Annotated in this window: 19 protein-coding genes; 16 read left to right on the top strand and 3 right to left on the bottom strand. The window is 50.6% G+C overall.

Annotated features, from left to right (window positions below; translation table 11 throughout):
• Nucleotides 1–25: 25 nt before the first annotated feature.
• Nucleotides 26–796: a 2-dehydro-3-deoxyglucarate aldolase gene (garL, locus tag AACS05_RS20725; protein WP_045447932.1), complete on the bottom strand. Its 771-nt coding sequence runs from the start codon at nt 794–796 to the stop codon at nt 26–28.
• Between the two features lie 15 nt (nt 797–811).
• On the bottom strand, nt 812–2,146 hold the full coding sequence (gene garP / locus AACS05_RS20730; RefSeq protein ID WP_045447935.1) for a galactarate/glucarate/glycerate transporter GarP: 1,335 nt from the start codon (nt 2,144–2,146) through the stop codon (nt 812–814).
• Between the two features lie 402 nt (nt 2,147–2,548).
• Here garP and garD point away from each other — a divergent pair, with 402 nt between their 5' ends.
• From garD to AACS05_RS20790, 12 genes are all read left to right on the top strand, one after another.
• Entirely contained in the window at nt 2,549–4,120 is a 1,572-nt protein-coding gene (garD, locus tag AACS05_RS20735; RefSeq protein ID WP_045447938.1) for a galactarate dehydratase, read from the top strand.
• Nucleotides 4,121–4,296: 176 nt separating this feature from the next.
• Nucleotides 4,297–5,151: a tagatose bisphosphate family class II aldolase gene (locus tag AACS05_RS20740; RefSeq protein WP_045447941.1), complete on the top strand. Its 855-nt coding sequence runs from the start codon at nt 4,297–4,299 to the stop codon at nt 5,149–5,151.
• A gap of 133 nt (nt 5,152–5,284) precedes the next feature.
• Nucleotides 5,285–6,556 carry a tagatose-bisphosphate aldolase subunit GatZ gene (gene gatZ, locus AACS05_RS20745; RefSeq protein ID WP_045447944.1) on the top strand — a complete coding sequence of 424 codons (1,272 nt, stop codon included), beginning with the start codon at nt 5,285–5,287 and terminating at the stop codon, nt 6,554–6,556.
• A gap of 14 nt (nt 6,557–6,570) precedes the next feature.
• Nucleotides 6,571–7,035, top strand: a complete 465-nt coding sequence (gene gatA / locus AACS05_RS20750) for a PTS galactitol transporter subunit IIA (RefSeq protein WP_045447947.1) — start codon at nt 6,571–6,573, stop codon at nt 7,033–7,035.
• 29 nt (nt 7,036–7,064) lie between these two features.
• Nucleotides 7,065–7,349: a PTS galactitol transporter subunit IIB gene (gene gatB, locus AACS05_RS20755; RefSeq protein ID WP_003828616.1), complete on the top strand. Its 285-nt coding sequence runs from the start codon at nt 7,065–7,067 to the stop codon at nt 7,347–7,349.
• A gap of 4 nt (nt 7,350–7,353) precedes the next feature.
• A complete protein-coding gene (locus tag AACS05_RS20760; protein WP_045447951.1) occupies nt 7,354–8,727 on the top strand; it encodes a galactitol-specific PTS transporter subunit IIC in 1,374 nt (457 codons plus the stop codon).
• A 44-nt stretch (nt 8,728–8,771) separates the two neighbouring features.
• On the top strand, nt 8,772–9,815 hold the full coding sequence (gatD, locus tag AACS05_RS20765; protein WP_045447954.1) for a galactitol-1-phosphate 5-dehydrogenase: 1,044 nt from the start codon (nt 8,772–8,774) through the stop codon (nt 9,813–9,815).
• Nucleotides 9,816–9,926: 111 nt separating this feature from the next.
• A complete protein-coding gene (locus tag AACS05_RS20770; protein WP_045447957.1) occupies nt 9,927–10,700 on the top strand; it encodes a DeoR/GlpR family DNA-binding transcription regulator in 774 nt (257 codons plus the stop codon).
• 456 nt (nt 10,701–11,156) lie between these two features.
• Nucleotides 11,157–11,729 carry a fimbrial protein gene (locus AACS05_RS20775; protein WP_045447960.1) on the top strand — a complete coding sequence of 191 codons (573 nt, stop codon included), beginning with the start codon at nt 11,157–11,159 and terminating at the stop codon, nt 11,727–11,729.
• Nucleotides 11,730–11,805: 76 nt separating this feature from the next.
• Nucleotides 11,806–12,504: a fimbrial biogenesis chaperone gene (locus AACS05_RS20780; RefSeq protein WP_045447962.1), complete on the top strand. Its 699-nt coding sequence runs from the start codon at nt 11,806–11,808 to the stop codon at nt 12,502–12,504.
• A 35-nt stretch (nt 12,505–12,539) separates the two neighbouring features.
• On the top strand, nt 12,540–15,059 hold the full coding sequence (locus tag AACS05_RS20785; protein ID WP_045447965.1) for a fimbria/pilus outer membrane usher protein: 2,520 nt from the start codon (nt 12,540–12,542) through the stop codon (nt 15,057–15,059).
• 11 nt (nt 15,060–15,070) lie between these two features.
• Nucleotides 15,071–16,132 (top strand): fimbrial protein, encoded by a 1,062-nt coding sequence (locus AACS05_RS20790; protein ID WP_045447968.1) that lies wholly within the window; start codon nt 15,071–15,073, stop codon nt 16,130–16,132.
• 122 nt (nt 16,133–16,254) lie between these two features.
• Here the strand turns inward: AACS05_RS20790 and rsmI are convergent, their stop codons facing one another.
• Nucleotides 16,255–17,118 carry a 16S rRNA (cytidine(1402)-2'-O)-methyltransferase gene (rsmI, locus tag AACS05_RS20795; protein WP_045447971.1) on the bottom strand — a complete coding sequence of 288 codons (864 nt, stop codon included), beginning with the start codon at nt 17,116–17,118 and terminating at the stop codon, nt 16,255–16,257.
• 62 nt (nt 17,119–17,180) lie between these two features.
• On the opposite strand from rsmI, the gene AACS05_RS20800 reads away from it, so the two are divergent.
• From AACS05_RS20800 to dolP, 4 genes are read left to right on the top strand one after another with little or no spacing between them, the layout of a single operon-like run.
• The gene (locus tag AACS05_RS20800; RefSeq protein WP_045447974.1) at nt 17,181–19,235 is read left to right on the top strand and encodes a penicillin-binding protein activator; all 2,055 of its coding nucleotides are present in this window, start codon (nt 17,181–17,183) and stop codon (nt 19,233–19,235) included.
• Nucleotides 19,193–19,588, top strand: a complete 396-nt coding sequence (locus AACS05_RS20805; RefSeq protein ID WP_045447978.1) for a YraN family protein — start codon at nt 19,193–19,195, stop codon at nt 19,586–19,588. The genes AACS05_RS20800 and AACS05_RS20805 overlap by 43 nt, the downstream gene beginning before the upstream one ends.
• A gap of 34 nt (nt 19,589–19,622) precedes the next feature.
• Entirely contained in the window at nt 19,623–20,213 is a 591-nt protein-coding gene (gene diaA, locus AACS05_RS20810; RefSeq protein WP_003024948.1) for a DnaA initiator-associating protein DiaA, read from the top strand.
• Nucleotides 20,214–20,222: 9 nt separating this feature from the next.
• Nucleotides 20,223–20,798 carry a division/outer membrane stress-associated lipid-binding lipoprotein gene (gene dolP, locus AACS05_RS20815; RefSeq protein WP_045447981.1) on the top strand — a complete coding sequence of 192 codons (576 nt, stop codon included), beginning with the start codon at nt 20,223–20,225 and terminating at the stop codon, nt 20,796–20,798.
• The last annotated feature ends 14 nt before the right edge of the window (nt 20,799–20,812 follow it).

The following is a 20,812-nucleotide window of genomic DNA, read 5'->3' on the forward strand; positions in this document are numbered from 1 at the left end:
TATCTCTCTATACTGTCGATGGTGGTTATTTCTTAAAGGAATCAGCCAGTTTCTGCGTGGCAGAACGGAACACGCCGAGATCGCTGCCCACGGCAACAAACGTTGCGCCCCAGTCCAGATAACGACGGGCATCCGCTTCTACCGGTGCCAGAATACCGCTTGGCTTACCGTGCGCTTTAGCGCGGGAAAAAATGTGCTGGATAGCCTTCTGCACATCGGGGTGGGACGCATTGCCCAGATGCCCTAACGCAGCAGCCAGATCGCTTGGGCCAACAAAAATACCGTCAACACCTTCAGTTGCAGCGATAGCATCAACGTTATCAACACCCTGCTGACTTTCGATCTGTACGATAATGGTGATGTTCTTATTTGACTGCACAAAGTAGTCCGGTACGGTGCCGAACATATTGGCACGGTGAGAAACGGATACACCGCGAATACCTTCTGGCGGATAGCGGGTAGACGCCACCGCGCTGACGGCTTCTTCTTCCGTCTCCACAAACGGGATCAGGAAGTTATAGAACCCGATATCCAGCAGACGTTTAATGATCACCGGCTCGTTGGTCGGTACGCGCACTACCGGCGCGCTGGAACTGCCTTTCAGCGCCATCAGTTGCGGAATAAACGTCGAAACATCGTTTGGCGCATGTTCACCGTCCAGTACCAGCCAGTCAAAACCAGCCAGACCTAATACTTCGGTGCTGATGGGACTGGCCAGCGCGGACCAGCAGCCAATCTGAATTTGTTGCGCCGCCAGGGCCGCTTTAAACTTGTTCGGGAAGATTGTGTTATTCATCGCCTATACCTTTGTTTATTTCTGCAATTCCATACGTTTAATGTCACCGACAATAAACAGGTAGCAAACCATCGCCATCAGCGCCGAACACCCTACAAACATCAGCGCAGCATTGAATGAGTGCAACTCGCTCACCAGATAACCAATTACCAGAGGGGTTACGATAGAAGCGACATTACCAAATACGTTAAAGACTCCACCGCACAGGCCAACAATCTCTTTTGGTGCAGTATCGGAAATCACCGGCCACCCCAGAGCGCCAAAGCCTTTACCAAAGAACGCCAGCGCCATCAATGCAACGACCAGGACGGTATTATCAGTGTAATTACACAGAATAATGGTCGAAGCCAGCAGCATTCCGAGCACAATCGGCAGCTTACGTGCCAGAGTGATACTGAAACCACGTTTAATAAGATAATCAGAGAACACTCCGCCCAGTACACCGCCAGCAAACCCGCAAAGCGCCGGAATTGAGGCAACCAGACCGACTTTCAGAATCGACATGCCTTTTTCCTGCACCAGGTAAATCGGGAACCAGGTCAGGAAGAACCAGGTGATGGTGTTGATAAAGTACTGTCCGAAGAACACCCCCAGCATCATGCGATTGGTCAGCAGTTGCTTGATATAGTGCAATTTCGGGCCACTCGCAGCCGCAGTGCCAGGCTTCTTGTGGTCCATATCCACTACCGCGCCGTTATCAGAGATAAACTTCAGCTCTTCTTGCGACATACGCGGATGATCAGTTGGATTATGGATAAGCTTGACCCACAGCCCGGTCAGGACAAAACCAATCACACCCATCACGGTAAAAACATGTTCCCAGCCCCAGGCGAAGGTCAACCAACCTAACAATGGCGAGAATAGCGCTAGAGAGAAATACTGCGCCGAGTTAAAAATCGCCGATGCCGTGCCACGTTCTTTAGTCGGGAACCAGGCCGCAACAATACGGGCGTTAGCCGGGAAAGAAGGCGCTTCAGAAAAACCAAGCATGAAACGCATGATAAACATTGATATCCCTGCCCAGGCCAGTGGGAACATGTCCACAAAGCCCTGCAGGAAGGTAAACAACGACCAGAAGAACAGACTGTAGGTGTAGACTTTCTTCGAACCAAACTTATCAAGCAGCCAGCCGCCGGGGATTTGCATCAACAAATAGGCCCAGCCGAAGGCGGAGAAAATATAACCCATGGATATGGCGCTTAACTGCAACTCTTTTGCCACTTCGGTACCAGCAATAGATAGCGTCGCACGATCCGCATAGTTAACGGCTGTAACAATAAATATTATCAGCAATATTAAATATCTGGTATGCGTACCTTTCTTTTCCTCTACTACCGTATCCAACATCATTCTATTTACCTCGGGTACATAAAAACATTTTATTATTATTTGGTGGGTATTCGTGGTGATGAATTACCGATAAAAAGATATACGATAATTTATCAGACGCTATAAAACCGTGATTCAGTATAATCAGCTGCGCGCTGTTAATCATTGTGCAAAAGCTCATTTAAGACATACTGTTAAAAGATTATTTTGGTCATATGCACATAATCATGGGCGCTAATGCACACATTTACGTATTGCTATCCCCGATGGCAAGGCTTTCCTGATGTTAAGTGATCCTGGTCACATTCTTCAAATTAAACTCCTGACATTCTTATTTAACGACAAAGAGTCTTTATTACTTATAATTAGATTCAATATACATATTCGCACTATTATCACCACCTGGCTGGAGAATACTGGACAATGGCCGACATCGAAATTAGGCAAGAATCGCCTACGGCGTTTTATATTAAAGTACACGACACGGATAATGTGGCGATTATTGTCAATGACAATGGTCTGAAAGCCGGGACGCGTTTCCCGGACGGACTGACGCTGATTGAACATATTCCCCAGGGTCATAAAGTGGCGCTCACGGATATTGCTGTTCACGGTGAAATTGTGCGCTATGGCGAAGTGATCGGCTATGCCGTTCGCGACATCGCACGCGGTAGCTGGATTGATGAGTCGATGGTTGAGCTGCCCAAAGCCCCGCCACTGGAGACACTGCCGCTGGCAACCAAAGTACCAGAGCCACTTCCACCTCTTGAAGGTTACACCTTCGAAGGCTACCGCAATGCAGACGGTAGCGTCGGCACCAAGAACCTGCTCGGCATCTCCACCAGCGTGCACTGTGTGGCAGGCGTTGTGGATTATGTGGTGAAAATTATTGAGCGCGATCTGCTGCCAAAATACCCGAACGTAGACGGTGTTGTGGGTCTGAACCATTTATATGGTTGCGGTGTAGCGATCAACGCGCCAGCAGCCATTGTGCCCATTAGAACTATTCACAACATCGCCCTGAACCCGAACTTCGGCGGCGAAGTGATGGTTATCGGCCTGGGCTGCGAAAAGCTCCAGCCGGAGCGACTGCTGGAAGGTACTCATGATGTAAAAAGTATTCCGGTGGACAGCGCCAGTATCGTCAGCCTACAGGATGAAAAACACGTTGGCTTTAAATCCATGATTGATGACATTTTGCAGGTCGCCGAGCGTCATCTGGCGAAACTCAATCTGCGCCAGCGTGAAACCTGTCCAGCATCTGAACTGGTGGTTGGGATGCAATGCGGAGGCAGCGATGCGTTTTCCGGCGTAACGGCCAACCCAGCGGTAGGCTACGCCTCCGATCTGCTGGTACGCTGCGGCGCAACCGTCATGTTCTCAGAAGTGACCGAAGTGCGTGATGCGATCCACCTCCTGACCCCGCGCGCGATCAACGAAGAAGTGGGCAAACGTCTGCTGGAGGAGATGGCCTGGTACGATAACTATCTTGATATGGGCAAAACTGACCGCAGTGCTAACCCTTCTCCGGGCAATAAAAAAGGAGGTCTGGCGAACGTGGTCGAAAAAGCGCTGGGTTCCATTGCGAAATCAGGCAAAAGCGCAATTGTGGAAGTGTTGTCGCCAGGTCAGCGCCCCACCAAACGCGGCCTGATTTATGCCGCAACGCCTGCCAGCGATTTTGTCTGCGGTACGCAACAGGTGGCTTCCGGGATCACCGTGCAGGTGTTCACCACCGGTCGCGGCACGCCGTACGGCCTGATGGCAGTACCGGTAATTAAAATGGCGACCCGCACCGAACTGGCTAATCGTTGGTTTGACCTGATGGACATCAACGCCGGGACCATCGCCACCGGAGAAGAAACCATCGAAGAGGTGGGCCTGAAGCTGTTCGAATTCATTCTCGACGTCGCCAGCGGGCGCAAGAAAACCTTCTCGGATCAGTGGGGGCTGCATAACCAGCTGGCAGTGTTTAACCCCGCGCCAGTGACCTGATTATCTCATCCTGCTGTTAAAAAGCATGCCTACGGGCATGTTTTTTTTTGCCTGTAGCTTTCATAACCCTCCCATTCCTTTCGAAACTTTCATTTTTCCGATCAAAATCACAAAATAACATTACGAAACCCTATATTTTGTTTCGACAAAAGAAATCGAAAGAAATCGGAGGAAGGATGTTCATTATTTCAAGCAAAACGATGCTCAGGAAGGCCCAGCAAGAAGGCTATGCGGTGCCTGCCTTTAACATCCACAATCTCGAAACCTTACAAGTGGTAGTAGAAACTGCTGCAGAGTTACGTTCGCCATTAATTGTCGCCGGAACACCTGGCACCTTTAGCTACGCAGGAGTTGGCAATATCGTTGCTATCGCCAGCGAACTGGCGAGAAGCTGGAACCATCCCCTCGCTATTCATCTCGATCACCATGAAAAAATTATCGACATTCAAGAGAAGGTCGCTGCAGGTGTCCGCTCGGTCATGATCGATGGTTCGCATTTACCGTTTGCCGACAACATCGCCCTGGTCAGAAACGTGACTGACTACTGCCACCGCTACGACGTCAGCGTAGAGGCTGAACTGGGACGTTTGGGTGGACAGGAAGATGATCTGATCGTCGACGGAAAGGATGCTCTGTATACCCACCCAGAGCAGGCTCACGAGTTCGTTACAAAAACCGGTATTGATTCCCTGGCGGTAGCTATCGGTACAGCACATGGCCTGTATACCGCAGAGCCAAAACTGGATTTTGAACGGCTGGAAGAAATTCGTCAACGCGTTGATATCCCTTTGGTTCTACATGGCGCATCCGGCCTGCCCCCTCAGGATATTAAGCGAGCTATCTCGCTGGGAGTCTGCAAAGTCAATGTCGCTACTGAACTCAAAATCGCCTTTTCTAATGCGCTAAAAAACTATTTGAGCACGCACGCCGATGCAAGTGACCCACGGCACTACATGGTTCCCGCCAAGGCGGCCATGAAGGAAGTAGTAAGCAAAGTCATAGCTGACTGCGGCTGCGAGGGAAAGCTGTAATCCATTAATTCATTTGAATAGCACGGGTTCTGACGAAGGTTTGTTTTTAAAGCTGGATCACGAAAGAGGCTTTTGACCTTTGCCTTCAATCCAAAAATATTATGAAGATAAACAAAAGATATCGGAGATAGAAGTGAAAGAAATAATCTCTCGTCATAAAGCAGGTGAACATTTAGGAATTTGCTCTGTTTGTTCAGCACATCCGCTGGTCATTGAATCCGCATTACGTTTTGATCTCAATACGGACAGTAAAGTCCTGATTGAAGCAACGTCCAATCAGGTCAACCAGTTTGGCGGTTACACCGGAATGAAACCCGCCGATTTTCGTGATTTTGTCTATAACATCGCGCAAAACATTGGTTTCCCACGCGAAAGACTGATTTTAGGGGGCGATCATTTAGGCCCTAACTGCTGGCAAAATGAACCAGCAGCAGAAGCTATGGAAAAATCCGTGGCTCTCATTAAGGCCTATGTCTCTGCAGGTTTCAGCAAAATTCATCTTGATGCCTCAATGTCCTGTGCTGGCGACCCCATGCCGCTGGACCCGGTGACCGTCGCCCAGCGTGCAGCCGTGCTTTGTCAGGCTGCAGAAGAGACAGCCACCGAAGAACAGAAACACCAACTGACTTATGTTATTGGTACGGAAGTTCCTGTGCCGGGCGGAGAAGCCAGTACCATTGGTACCGTTCACGTCACGCGTGAAGAAGATGCCGCCCGTACACTGGAAACACATCAGGTCGCCTTTCGCGCATTAGGGCTCGAAGACGCATTAACCCGCGTGATCGCGATTGTGGTCCAACCCGGCGTAGAGTTCGATCACACTCAAATCATTCATTACCAGCCTCAGGCTGCCAAAGCGCTTTCCGCCTGGATCAAAGAGACACCAATGGTCTACGAGGCACACTCTACTGACTATCAGACCCGTCAGGCCTATCGTGCCCTCGTACGCGATCACTATGCGATTCTGAAAGTCGGTCCGGCGCTGACCTTCGCCCTCCGTGAAGCCATTTTTGCACTGGCACAAATGGAAAATGAACTCATCGCTCCGGAACAACGGAGTCAGGTGCTGGAGGTGATTGATGAAGTCATGTTGAATGAGCCGGATTACTGGAAAAAGTACTATCGCCCTACCTGGAGTCAGGCAATGGTCGATATTCATTTTAGCCTTTCCGACCGCATTCGTTATTACTGGCCTCATCCACGTATTCGTCAAGGCGTGGAAAAGTTAATCAGCAACCTGAATGACGTCGAATTACCGTTAGGGTTAATAAGCCAATTTTTGCCCGTGCAGTTTGAACGCCTGACCGAAGGTACGATTACTGCCTCACCCCATAATCTGATTATCGACAAAATCCAGGACGTCCTGCGCGCCTATCGCTTTGGTTGCGCGCCAGCTATAGCCTGAAATCTGGAGAATATATGAGCCAACTCTTTGTCCGAACCGGTATTAATTTTAGCTCGTGTCAGCATGCGCTGACACACATTGGGGAGGAGATGCTGGCCAAAGGGGTCGTGCATAAAAGCTACCCACAAGCCTTGATTGAGCGTGAAGCAACATTCCCGACAGGGATAGCGCTGGAGCGTCATGCAGTCGCTATTCCGCACTGTGAAGCTATCCATGCAAAATCTCCAGCTATCTATCTGATTCGCCCGGATACACCTGTCAATTTTCAACAAGCAGATGATGACGAAGAGATAGCTGTCTCTTTAATTATCGCCTTAATCGTTGAGAACCCTGCGGCACAGCTGAAACTCCTGCGCCGTCTGTTTAGTGAGCTACAAAACCCGAACACCATTGAAGCATTATTGAATGCTCCAGAAGCTGAACTGGAAATGCTCTTTCGGGAATCAATCCTTGAGTCTGAGCCATGTGCGCAGGCCTGATAAAAAACTGATAATAAAAGGAATACCCTATGAAGCGTAAAGTAATTGTGGCCTGTGGCGGTGCGGTAGCAACTTCAACAATGGCTGCGGAAGAAATTAAAGAACTGTGCGAAGCCAACAATATCCAACTCGACCTGGTGCAGTGCCGGGTAACTGAAATCGAGACCTATATGGATGGCGCAGACCTCATCTGCACTACCGCCCGCGTTGACCGCACTTTTGGTGATATTCCTGTGGTTCACGGCATGCCTTTTGTGTCCGGCGTGGGTATCGAAGCATTACAGCAAAAAATCCTGACCATTCTCGTGGGGTAACGCCATGTTTAGCGAAATTATGCGTTATATCCTTGATTTAGGTCCAACGGTCATGCTGCCGTTAGTGATCATCATCTTCTCAAAACTGTTGGGGATGAAACTCGGGGATTGTTTTAAATCCGGTCTGCATATTGGGATTGGTTTCGTCGGTATCGGACTGGTTATCGGCCTAATGCTCGACTCTATTGGCCCTGCAGCAAAAGCCATGGCGGAACAGTTTCAAATCAACCTGCATGTGATTGATGTGGGCTGGCCGGGGTCATCTCCGATGACGTGGGCATCACAGATCGCGCTGATTGCAATCCCTGTCGCCATCGGAGTCAATATCCTGATGCTGGTCACGCGAATGACCCGCGTGGTGAACGTCGATATCTGGAATATCTGGCATATGACATTTACCGGCGCAATGTTACATCTGGCGACGGGGTCTTACTGGCTAGGTATTCTGGGTGTGATCGTTCATGCCGCCTTCGTCTACAAACTTGGCGACTGGTTCGCGAAAGATACGCGAGACTTTTTCGGTCTTGAAGGGATAGCTATACCGCACGGATCGTCAGCCTATCTGGGGCCAATAGCGGTATTGGTTGATACCATCATTGAAAAAATACCCGGTCTGAATCGCATCCATTTTAGCGCAGACGATGTACAAAAACGCTTCGGTCCTTTTGGCGAGCCGGTTACCGTTGGCTTTGTTATGGGTCTGGTCATCGGTATGCTGGCTGGTTACGACGCGAAAGGGGTTCTGCAACTGGCCGTCAAAACAGCGGCGGTGATGCTGCTGATGCCACGCGTGATCAAACCAATCATGGATGGCTTAACGCCGATTGCGAAGCATGCACGTAAACGCCTGCAGGCCAAATTTGGCGGTCAGGAATTCTTAATCGGTCTGGATCCTGCGTTGCTGCTCGGCCATACATCGGTGGTTTCCGCCAGTCTAATCTTTATTCCGCTGACCATTCTGATTGCCGTCCTGGTACCTGGTAACCAGGTACTGCCATTCGGCGACCTCGCAACCATCGGTTTCTTTGTGGCAATGGCCGTTGCGGTGCATCAGGGTAATCTGTTCCGCACGCTGATCTCCGGCGTCATCATCATGGGCATCACCCTTTGGATTGCCACACAAACCATTGGCTTACATACCCAGCTCGCCGCCAATGCAGGCGCGCTGAAAGCTGGTGGAATGGTGGCATCAATGGACCAGGGGGGTTCCCCAATAACCTGGCTGCTGATTCAGCTCTTTACCTGGCAAAACGTTGTGGGCTTCATTGTTATTGCCGTCATTTATCTGACTGGTGTTCTGCTGACCTGGCGTCGGGCGCGTAACTTCACCGCTGCGGAAAAAGCCGCCTCTATCTCAGAAAGCCAGCCCGCATCTTAATTTCTGGGGGGCATTTGCTCCCCTTCACATTTCTGGAGACTTTTATGAAATCAGTGGTTATTCACGCTGAGGGAGACGTGCGCGTTGAAGAACGTCCCGTACCACAGTTGCAAACTGAAGACGATGTATTGATCAGGGTTGTTAGCTCGGGACTTTGCGGTTCAGATATTCCCCGCATTTTTAATCATGGTGCACACTATTACCCGATAACGCTAGGCCATGAATTCAGCGGCTATGTTGAATCGTACGGTGCAAGTGTTACTGACATGCAGCCCGGCGATGCCGTCGCCTGCGTACCGCTACTCCCCTGTTTTCACTGTCCACAGTGTGAGCGAGGATACTTCTCGCTGTGCAAGCAATATCAGTTTGTCGGTTCACGCAGCGAAGGCGGTAACGCGGAATATGTAGTCGTAAAACGCGCCAATCTGTTCCGCCTGCCTTCAGATATGCCGATCGATGATGGGGCGTTCATCGAACCTATTACCGTCGGACTGCATGCGTTTCACCTGGCTCAGGGTTGCGAAGGTAAAAATGTGATTATTGTGGGTGCCGGTACTATCGGTTTGCTGGCAATGCAATGCGCCCGCGAACTCGGCGCGAAAAGCATCACTGCGATTGATATCAACCCACAGAAGCTGGCATTAGCAAAAGAGCTGGGAGCAACTCATGTTTTTAACAGCCGGGAAATGAGTGCTACAGAGATTCACTCGAGCCTTACCGATATTCAGTTTGACCAGCTCATACTGGAAACCGCAGGAACCCCACAAACTGTAACCTTGTCTGTCGAAATTGCAGGCCCTCGCGCGCAGGTGGCGTTGGTCGGAACACTGCATCACGATCTGACGCTGGCTTCAGGAGTATTTGGTCAAATATTGCGTAAAGAGTTAACCATTCTCGGTAGCTGGATGAACTATTCCAGTCCATGGCCTGGAGAAGAATGGGAAACCGCAGCACGTTTACTGACTGAAAAACGCTTGCAACTGGAACCTTTAATCGCCCACAGCGGTAATGCCGAGAGCTTCGCCAGTGCCGTTAAGTCACTTAATGGCGCGCCGATGCAGGGAAAAATCCTGCTTAAACTATCCTGATCTCACGAGCCAGCAACCTGCGCTGGCTCACATTTACTTTCGAAATTTGGCGTTCACCTTTCGCAATCCTTCGATTAAACTAGTGACAATTAAATTGTCAGGCAAATCAATATGAACTCATTTGAGAGAAGGAACAAAATTGTCGACCTGATTAATACGCAAGGTAGCGTACTGGTAATGGATCTTTCGAATACCTTTGGTATTTCTGAAGTAACCATTCGCGCCGACCTGCGATTATTAGAAGAGAAGGGGCTTGTCACCCGTTTTCACGGTGGTGCGGCAAAACCTGGAAGCCATCTGGCCGAAGGTGACAATCAGGAAGTGATATTAGAAGAACGTTATCAGCTCGCCAGTGATCCCAAAAAAAGGATTGCCCAGGCCGCTACTGCGATGGTTGAAGAAGGGATGACCGTGATTCTGGATAGCGGAAGCACTACCTTACTGATCGCGGAGGCGTTAAACCGGAAAAGCAATATTACCGTGATTACCAATAGCCTGCCTGCCGCATTTACGCTGTCAGAAAACAAAGACATTACGTTGGTTGTCTGTGGGGGAACGGTACGCCACAAAACCCATTCAATGCATGGCACCATCGCGGAACGTTCATTACAAGGGATAAGCGCTGACCTGATGTTTGTTGGCGCCGATGGGATTGATGCCACGAATGGTATTACCACATTCAATGAAGGTTATTCCATTAGCAGCGTAATGGCAGCGGCGGCGCATAAGGTCATTGCCGTACTGGATGCGACTAAGTTCAATCGACGTGGTTTTAATCAGGTATTACCGATGGAGAAGATTGACTGCGTGATTACCGATGACGGCATTAGCAAACAGGATAAATCAGCACTGACAAAAACAGGCGTTGAATTGCTGGTCGTTTAGAGGTGCCAGGTTTCCCGTTTCCCCCCAGAGCGTTGCAGCCTATCTTTTTGCTGCAACGCTTTCTGGTTGATGCCTACAATAAATTACATATTGAAGTATCACACTTACGTAATACGACAAATATTCCTTCATATATTATATAATATACCCTCAAACATACAATCTTCAAAAAAATACAACCTTCGATAATGTCATGACGAGCTAGTATAATTATACGCACAACGTTACCATTAAAAAAATCAACATCACCTATAAACGTCAGTAAATCATGCGCTAAATAATGATTCCAAAATCGTTATCAACGTAATAAAAAACATAAAATGAATATAAATTTATTCCCAAAAATACATGCCTTCGTTCTAATTTACAAACATAAATCATACAATAAAAAGCTTACAAACTTATCGCTAAAATAATATTCATTCATGAAATAAATATCACAAGGATTAGGTTATTATGACGTTAATAAACAAAATGCTGATTGTGGGCGCGCTAGCTTTAGCCGCAGGCAATGCTGCCGCAACCGATGGGCAAATAATCTTTAATGGCGAGATCATCGAATCTACCTGCGAAATCAACACTCCTAACCGTGAAGTTAATGTCGAACTGGGAAGCTACAATAGGTACCAGTTCAGGGCCGCTGGCGACCGCAGCCCAAAAATTCCGTTCACTCTTCCATTAATCAACTGCCCAATGACCGCATGGGAGCACATTGATGGAACCAAGGATGCGTCATTCCAGTTATGGCTGGAAACACGCTCAGGCGGCACGGTCGTTAACCACCCAGACCTGGCGAAAGTCAGCAGTATGACCACCGCCGCTGACGGGGTCGGTATCCAGATTGAGGATGCAAAAACCCAAACGATCATACCGTTGAACAGGCTGGCCACGCCGAAAATATCCTACAAGATTACGGGGGCCACGATGAACGTCGACCTGTTCGCCTACTACGTTTCAACAGAAGCTCCCGCTGACATTACCGCCGGTGAAGCCGACGCTGCCGTTGATGTCACACTCGATTACCGTTAATCGTCACTGCGGTGCAGCCTGCGCATTTACACGGGCTGTACCCATTCCCCCTGTTTTTGCAGCATCAGGTAGAAAAATGACCATCTTGATACGGATCATCACGGTAGTAATAACCTTGTTGTGTAACACCCTTGTCAGCCAGGCGCAGGCCGGAGGCGTAGTATTACAGAGAACGCGGGTTATCTATAACGCCGATCGTAAAGAGGCGGCGCTACCGCTGCTCAACCACAGCGATAAAATGCCTTATCTGCTGCAATCCTGGGTTGATAATCTCCAGGACGGCGAGCGCGGCCCATTTATTATTACGCCACCGCTATTTCGTCTTGATGCCGGTGATAGTTCGTCATTGCGTATTATAAAAACGGATGCTTCATTACCTGACGATAAAGAATCAATGTTTTATATCAATGTGCGAGCCATTCCTGCGCAAAATAAATCAACCGCCGACAAGAACATGCTGACGCTGGTTTTTAAGACCCGTATCAAGCTTTTTTACCGTCCTGCGCAGCTTAAAGGACGGGCTGTCGATGCCTGGAAAACGGTGGTATTTAAACGTAGCGGTAATTCACTCAATATTTATAACCCGTCTGAATATTATGTTGTTTTCGCAGGAATGAATGTTGGAAAAACCGAATTAACGCAGAGTATTGATTATCTGGCTCCCGGCGAAAATAAAACATTGCCGCTGCCTGCGAATACTGGAAATACCGTGAAATGGGCGGCAATAAATGATTACGGTGGCAGTACTGAACCGGAAACCCGTCAATTGCAATAAGAACATAACAGCAAACAAAATTACGGATTCCAGTAATGAAAATAATCATAGCTCCCAAGAGCAGGCTGATTTTTAACCATTTGACGGTTTTCGTCAAACACAGTTTACCGCTGGTCTTTTCCGCCAGTGGGCTGGTCTGTAGCACAGCCTATACCGCAGAATATTATTTTGATTCGTCCATGCTGGAAACTCAAAAAAGTGGCATGCAACCTACCGATCTGTCGCTATTTTCACAGGAAAAATCGCAGCTTCCGGGCGATTACCGCGTAGATATTTATCTCAATAAAAATAAAATCGGGCAAAAGACGCTAACTTTTACCGCCAACGCCAGCCAGCAGCTGGAACCGCAGTTCACCATAGCTCAGCTACGTGAACTGGGGGTAAAGGTGGATGATATTCCGGCGTTAGCCGAGAAAAGCGACGACGCGATAATCAGCGCATTGCCGTCGCTTATCCCCAGTACGACCATAGACTTCGACTTCAACCACAGCCGGCTGAATATGAGTATTCCGCTGATTGCGCTCTATCGTGATGCCCGAGGCTACGTTGCCCCCTCCCGTTGGGATAGCGGCGTCCCAGCCCTATTCACCAATTACAGCTTTTCCGGCTCTGATACACGCTACCAGCGAGGCGACCAGAGCGAGCGCCAATATCTTAATTTGCAAAATGGTGCCAACGTCGGCCCATGGCGGCTGCGCAACTACAGCACCTGGAACCGCGACGATCGGTCGTCCAGTTGGAATACCATTAACAGTTATCTCCAGCGCGATATTAAGACGCTGAAATCTCAGCTATTGATAGGTGAAAGTGCCACCACTGGCAGCCTGTTTTCCAGCTATCAGTTCACCGGGATGCAGCTCGCCTCTGACGACAACATGCTGCCCAACAGCCAGCGCGGTTTTGCGCCGACCATTCGCGGCATCGCCAATACCAGCGCCATCATCACGGTACGGCAAAACGACTACATCATTTATCAAAGTAATGTACCCGCCGGGGCATTTGAAATTAACGACCTTTACCCCAGCGCCTCCAGCGGCGACCTGGATATCACCATTGAAGAGAGCGACGGCTCCCTTCGCCACTTTGTCCAGCCTTACTCCTCGCTACCGTTGATGCAGCGCCCAGGGCGTTTGAAGTACAGCGTCACCGCCGGGAAATTTCGCGCCACTAACAGCAACGATAGCGACGAACCCGAGTTTGCCGAAGGGACGGCGATATATGGCCTGAATAACACACTCACGCTCTACGGTGGCCTGCTCGGAGCAGAAAACTATCAGTCGCTGGGCGCAGGCGTCGGCAGCACACTGGGGATGATTGGGGCACTGGCGGTGGACATCACTCGTGCCGACAGTCAGTTCGACGATCAACAGTCTGCATCAGGCTACCAGTGGCGAACCCAATACACCAAAGAGATCCCGGAAACAGGAACCAACCTGTCGCTGAGCTATTATCGCTACACCAGCAGCGGCTTCTTTACCTTCTCAGATGCGAATGCACACGGTCAGGACAGTAGCCAACGCCAGCGTAGCCAAATTCAGCTCAACCTTAGCCAGTCGCTGTTTGGCAGCGTGAGTTTTTACACCTCTGGCTCGCAACGTGATTACTGGAATAGCGGTGGGCATGATCGCAACTTATCGCTGGGGATTAACGGCCAGATAGCCGGAATTGGCTACAACCTTAGCGGGCAGTTCACCGACTATGACGAAGAGGATAACGACCGCACGCTTTCGCTTAGCCTCAGCATTCCACTGGATCGCTGGCTACCACATAGTCGGGCGTCGTACCGCATGACAAATCAGAAAGACCGCGCCACTCAGAATGAAGCCCGCCTCGATGGCTCATTGTTGCAGGACAACCGTCTGAGCTACTCGCTCAAGCAAACCCAGGATACTGATAACAACCACAGCAGCAGCCTTGGCAGTAGTTATCGCTCAGCCTATGGCACTTTCAACGCCAATTACGACTACAGCAATGACAGCCGCCAGTACAGCTACGGCGCGTCCGGCGGCATCGTGATGCATCGGCACGGCGTCACGCTGTCGCAACCGCTGGGTAACAGTTTCGCGCTGATCGACCTCAACGGCGCACCCGGCGTACGCGTGCAGAACTATCCCGGTATCGCCACCGATCCGTTCGGTTACGCGGTGATCCCTTATCTGACTTCGTACCAGGAAAACCGGATCTCACTGGATACCACGCTAATGCCTGATGACGTTGACGTGCAGCAAACCACACAAGTGGTTGTGCCAAACAATGGTGCAGTGGTCACCGCCCGTTTTACTGCCGATATCGGCCTGCGCGTGTTGGTCACGCTGCGCGACAAAAATGGCAACCCTGTGCCATTTGGCGCACGGGCCAGCAATCCAGATAGCGGGCAGGAAAATATTGTCGATGAAGGCGGCGTTCTTTATCTGGCGGGGGTCTCTACGCAGCCACAGCCCTGGACTGTGCAGTGGGGGAATCAGGCCGATCAACAGTGCCAGTTTACCTTCAGCTTACCTGCCGGCAAAGCCAGCAAGGCCTCAGTTTTGCGTGGCACTGCCCAGTGTCTCTAAGGATAAAAACAATGAAAAAAAGCGCGTTTATCATGGCTATTTTACTGTGTAGCAGCCATTCTGCGCAGGCTGCCTTCGGCAGTTGTGAAGCCAATGAGGTCTATTCCAGCGATCTTTCTGCCGACTGGAGTGAAGCTGACAACGTTGTCGGGCATAACTCGACATCGACTGCCCCGGTCACGGGAAACAGTTATCAAATCACCTGCGACTGCCCGAAAAACACCGGGGTTAATCCCTATTACAGGGCGGACTCACTGCTCCCGACCCAGGGACAAACTACGGGTTACTACAAGCTGAACGATAGCCTGGATATTCGCACCACGCTCAGAGACATTCCCGGAAAAGGCGAGCAGGTTGTTCCCATGACGAGCGTGAAAGAGAGCGTGCTTTATCAGGAGAGATCCGACAACGGTTTGTGTCGCGACGATGACCCCAGCAAACGTGCCGCCGCCGTATCGATCGGCGCACAAACTCAGTTTGAACTGCGCATTACTAAACCGTTTTTAGGGGAGTTGATTATCCCGCAGACGGATGTAGCGGTGATTAAAGCCGCGTGGAGCAACAATGTATCCTCTCCTCAAAGCCCTGGCGCCTATAAAAACCTGGTTACACTTTCCATCAGCGGGCGGATCACCGTACCGCAGAACTGCAAAATTAATCAGGGCGACGTGGTTCAGGTCAATCTTGGTTTTATTAACGGCAACCGCTTTACCACCAAAGACACCATGCCTGACGGCTATACGCCGGTAACATTCGATATTACCTACGATTGTGGCGATACCTCGACCATCGCAAATACCTTACAGATGAGATTTGACGCTGACGATATCATCAATCAGTACATTCTCGTGGCTCGGCGCAGAAGCGGGGATAACGTTCCGGATGTAGGTATTCGTATGCGGCATACCGACGGTGGAGCAACGAATATTCCGTTTACTGGCGGCATTGTTTTTATCGACTCGTCAGGTTCCGGCGCAGCCCATATGTCCGCGTACCCCGTCAACCTGGTCGGCGGCGTGCTGGCTCCGGGAAAATTCAGTGGCACGGCCACTATCACGATTATTGTCAGATAACGCTATGACGAATGAAAAAATCGGATGACGCGTCGCTGACCAGAACCACAAAAAAACGTACAATTTATTGAAATTTAACATCATTGTAGTATTTGGCAAGCACAGCGACGCCCGATGAAATATTACTCGCCCTGCTGCTCCAGCGCATATTTATACAGCGCATTTTTCTTCACGCCGTGGATCTCTGCCGCCAGGGCTGCCGCTTTCTTCAGCGGTAGCTCTTTTTGCAGCAATGCCAGCGTGCGCAATACTTCGGCAGGTAGTTCATCTTCCTGCGCTTTATGCCCTTCGACAATCAGCACCATTTCACCCTTACGGCGATTTTCATCTTCTTTTACCCATGCCAGCAGTTCGCCGACTGGTGCGCCGTGAATGGTTTCCCAGGTTTTGGTCAGCTCGCGCGCCAGGACCACGTAGCGGGATTCCCCCCACACAGCCACCATATCTTCCAGACTATCCAGCAGGCGATGGGTTGATTCATAGAAAATCAATGTACGTGGTTCAGCTTCGATGGCTTTCATCGCATCACGACGGCCTTTCGATTTCGCCGGTAAGAAACCTTCGTAGCAAAAACGATCCGACGGCAAACCGGCTGCGCTCAGCGCGGCAATGGCAGCACATGGGCCAGGCAGAGGAACCACACGAATACCGGCTTCACGACAGGTACGCACCAGGTGATAGCCCGGATCGTTAATCAGCGGTGTTCCAGCATCGGAAACCAGCGCGATGTTCTGGCCTTCCTTAAGCTTCGCCACCAGCGTTTCAGCTTTTTGCTGTTCATTGTGGTCATGCAGTGCAAACAAACGCGCGCTGATCGCGAAGTGTTGTAACAATAATCCCGTATGACGGGTATCTTCTGCGGCAATTAAATCAACGGCTTGTAAAACTTCGAGCGCTCGTTGGGTAATATCAGCCAAATTTCCGATAGGAGTAGGTACAATAAAGAGTTGGCCTTGAGAATTATCCGCCGATTCGTGTTGTTTCATTGTGTCGTCCGTATTGCCGATTTAATATTGAGCATTGCGTAAAAAATATCACTGGATACAGTATGGTACCCTCAACATTTTCTCGTTTGAAAGCCGCGCGCGCTCTGCCAGTAATCCTGGCAGCATTGATCTTCGCCGGCTGTGGCACCCAGGCGCCAGACCAAAGTGCAGCCCACATGCAGGGCACCGCACAGGCTGATTCCGGCTTTTATCTGCAGCAAATGCAGCAAAGCTCAGATGATAGCAAGTCCAACTGGCAATTACTCGCCATTCGTGCGCTGCTGAAAGAAGGCAAGACCCAGCAGGCTGTCGAATTGTTCAAGCAACTCCCACAGAGTCTGAACGATACACAACGTCGCGAACAGTCTTTATTGGCTGTTGAAATCAAGCTGGCACAAAAAGACATTGCTGGCGCGCAGGCGCTGCTGGATAAACTCACTCCGGCCGATTTCGATCACAACCAGCAGGCTCGCTACTGGCAAGCGCAGATCGATGCCAGCCAGGGGCGCCCATCGTTAACACTGCTGCGCGCTCTGATTGCTCAGGAACCGCTACTGTCAGCACAGGACAAGCAGAAAAACATCGACGCCACCTGGCAGGCTCTCTCGTCAATGACGAAAGAGCAGGCACAGACACTGGTCATCAATGCGGATGAAAACGTTCTGCAAGGCTGGCTGGATCTGCAACGCGTGTGGTTCGATAACCGTAGCGACCCGGATATGATGAAAGCGGGTATTGCCGACTGGCAAAAACGTTATCCGCAAAACCCTGGTGCGAAATTACTACCCACTCAGTTGATAAACGTCCAGAGCTTTAAGCCAGCATCCACCAGTAAAATTGCGCTGTTGCTGCCTCTGAATGGCCAGGCTGCTGTTTTTGGTCGTACTATTCAACAGGGCTTTGAAGCGGCTAAAAATATGGGCACGCAACCCGTAGCTACTCCTGTTGCAGCCCCCACCGCATTGGCTACGAGCAACACTGAAGCGAATACTCAACCGCAGTCTGCCGACGGTGTTGCCAGCCCTTCTCAGGCCTCGGTGAGCGATCTGACACAGGATGCGCCAGCACAGCCAGAAGCTGCTGTCAGCACACCGCAAACTGCACCAGCCCCGGCGACGACGGCAAGCGCGCCAGCGAATCCATCCGCTGAGCTGAAAATCTACGACACCTCATCACAACCGCTAAATCAAATCCTGGTCCAGGTTCAGCAGGATGGCGCCAGCATTGTTGTCGGCCCGCTGCTGAAAAACAATGTTGAAGAACTGATGAAAAGCAACACACCGCTGAATGTGCTGGCGCTTAACCAACCTGAGGCGGTGCAGAACCTGGCAAATATTTGCTATTTCGCTCTGTCACCAGAAGACGAAGCTCGCGATGCCGCACGCCATATTCACTCGCAGGGTAAGCAGGCTCCGCTGCTGCTTATCCCTCGTAGCGCGCTTGGCGATCGCGTGTCCAACGCCTTTGCTCAGGAGTGGCAGGCGCTTGGTGGCGGCGTGGTGTTACAGCAGAAATTCGGCTCCACCGCGGAACTGAAAATGGGCGTCAACGGCGGTTCAGGGATCTCCCTGACGGGTAGCCCTATTGTATCCTCTATACCTTCGCAGTCTGGCGTGACGATTGGTGGCCTGACAATTCCAGCTCCACCAAGCGATGCACAAATCACCGGTGGCGGTGGTCGCGTTGATGCCGTGTATATTCTGGCAACGCCAGAAGAAATCGCGTTTATTAAACCGATGATTGCTATGCGTAACGGCAGCCAGAGCGGTGCAACCCTTTACGCCAGCTCTCGTAGCGCACAAGGCACAGCCGGCCCTGACTTCCGACTGGAAATGGAAGGCTTGCAGTACAGCGAAATCCCGATGTTGGCCGGCGGTAACGAGCCTCTCATGCAACAAGCGCTAAGCGCGGTGCATAACGACTACTCGCTTGCGCGCATGTACGCAATGGGTGTCGATGCCTGGTCGCTGGCTAACCACTTTTCGCAAATGCGTCAGGTGCAGGGCTTCGAAATTAATGGCAACACCGGTGCATTAACCGCGACTCAGGATTGCGTGATTAACAGGAAGTTATCATGGCTCAAATACCAGCAAGGGCAAGTCGTCCCCGCCAGTTAACGAGTAAAGAGACCGGTGACGCGTGGGAAGCTACCGCGCGTGACTGGCTGGAACGCAAAGGACTGCGTTTTATTGCCGCCAACGTACGTGAACGTGGCGGCGAAATTGACCTGATAATGCGTGAAGGCAAAACGACCGTCTTTGTTGAAGTCCGTTTCCGCCGTTCAGCCCTTTTTGGCGGCGCGGCAGCAAGTGTGACCCGTAGCAAACAACACAAATTATTACAGACCGCCCGTTTGTGGCTCGCCCGTCATAATGGGAGTTTTGATACTGTGGATTGCCGGTTCGATGTGTTAGCCTTCACCGGAAATGATGTTGAGTGGTTTAAGGATGCGTTTAATGACCACTCATAATTGAAGATACAGAGCCTGGTTCTTAAGGATTAGCGTGTTAGATAGAATTAAAGTCTGCTTTACAGAAAGCATTCAAACTCAGATTGCTGCGGCTGAAGCGCTTCCGGATGCGATTTCCCGTGCAGCCATGACGCTGGTTCAATCCCTGCTCAATGGCAACAAAATTCTCTGTTGTGGTAATGGGACGTCCGCTGCCAACGCACAGCATTTTGCTGCCAGCATGATCAACCGTTTTGAAACAGAACGCCCCAGTTTACCTGCTATTGCACTAAATACTGATAATGTGGTCTTAACTGCGATTGCCAACGATCGCCTGCACGACGAAGTTTATGCAAAACAAGTCCGTGCGCTGGGACATGCAGGTGATGTTCTGTTGGCTATCTCTACGCGTGGTAATAGCCGCGATATCGTTAAAGCCGTTGAAGCTGCCGTCACGCGTGACATGACGATCGTAGCGCTGACCGGTTATGACGGGGGTGAACTGGCCGGATTATTGGGGCCACAGGATGTCGAAATCCGCATTCCCTCACACCACAGCGCCCGCGTTCAGGAAATGCATATGCTGACGGTAAACTGCCTTTGCGATCTCATCGATAACACGCTTTTCCCTCACCAGGATGATTAAGGAGTACACATGAAGGCATTTTCGCCGCTCGCAGTCGTTATTTCTGCGTTGCTGTTGCAAGGCTGTGTAGCTGCCGCCGTTGTCGGAACTGCAGCTGTAGGGACTAAAGCCGCAACAGACCCTCGCAGTGTCGGCACCCAGGTAGATGATGGTACCCTGGAATTACGCGTCAATACGGCGTTGTCAAAAGATGCCCAAATTAAGAAAGAAGCGCGCATCAACGTCAGCGCCTATCAGGGTAAGGTGCTGCTGGTCGGTCAGTCTCCTAATAGCGAGCTTTCTGCACGAGCAAAACAAATTGCTATGGGCGTAGAAGGCACGACGGAAGTATTTAACGAGATCCGTCAGGGCCAGCCAATCGGTCTTGGCGAAGCGTCCAACGATACCTGGATCACCACCAAAGTTCGTTCCCAGTTGCTGACCAGCGATCAGGTGAAATCCTCTAACGTTAAAGTGACAACCGAGAATGGAGAAGTATTCCTGCTGGGTCTGGTCACCGAGCGTGAAGCGAAGGCTGCAGCAGATATCGCCAGCCGGGTAAGTGGCGTGAAGCGCGTCACCACAGCCTTTACGTTCATCAAATAACGCGTAAATAGCCC

This window comes from Citrobacter sp. S-77, from assembly GCF_963864895.1.
GTDB lineage: Bacteria > Pseudomonadota > Gammaproteobacteria > Enterobacterales > Enterobacteriaceae > Citrobacter > Citrobacter murliniae.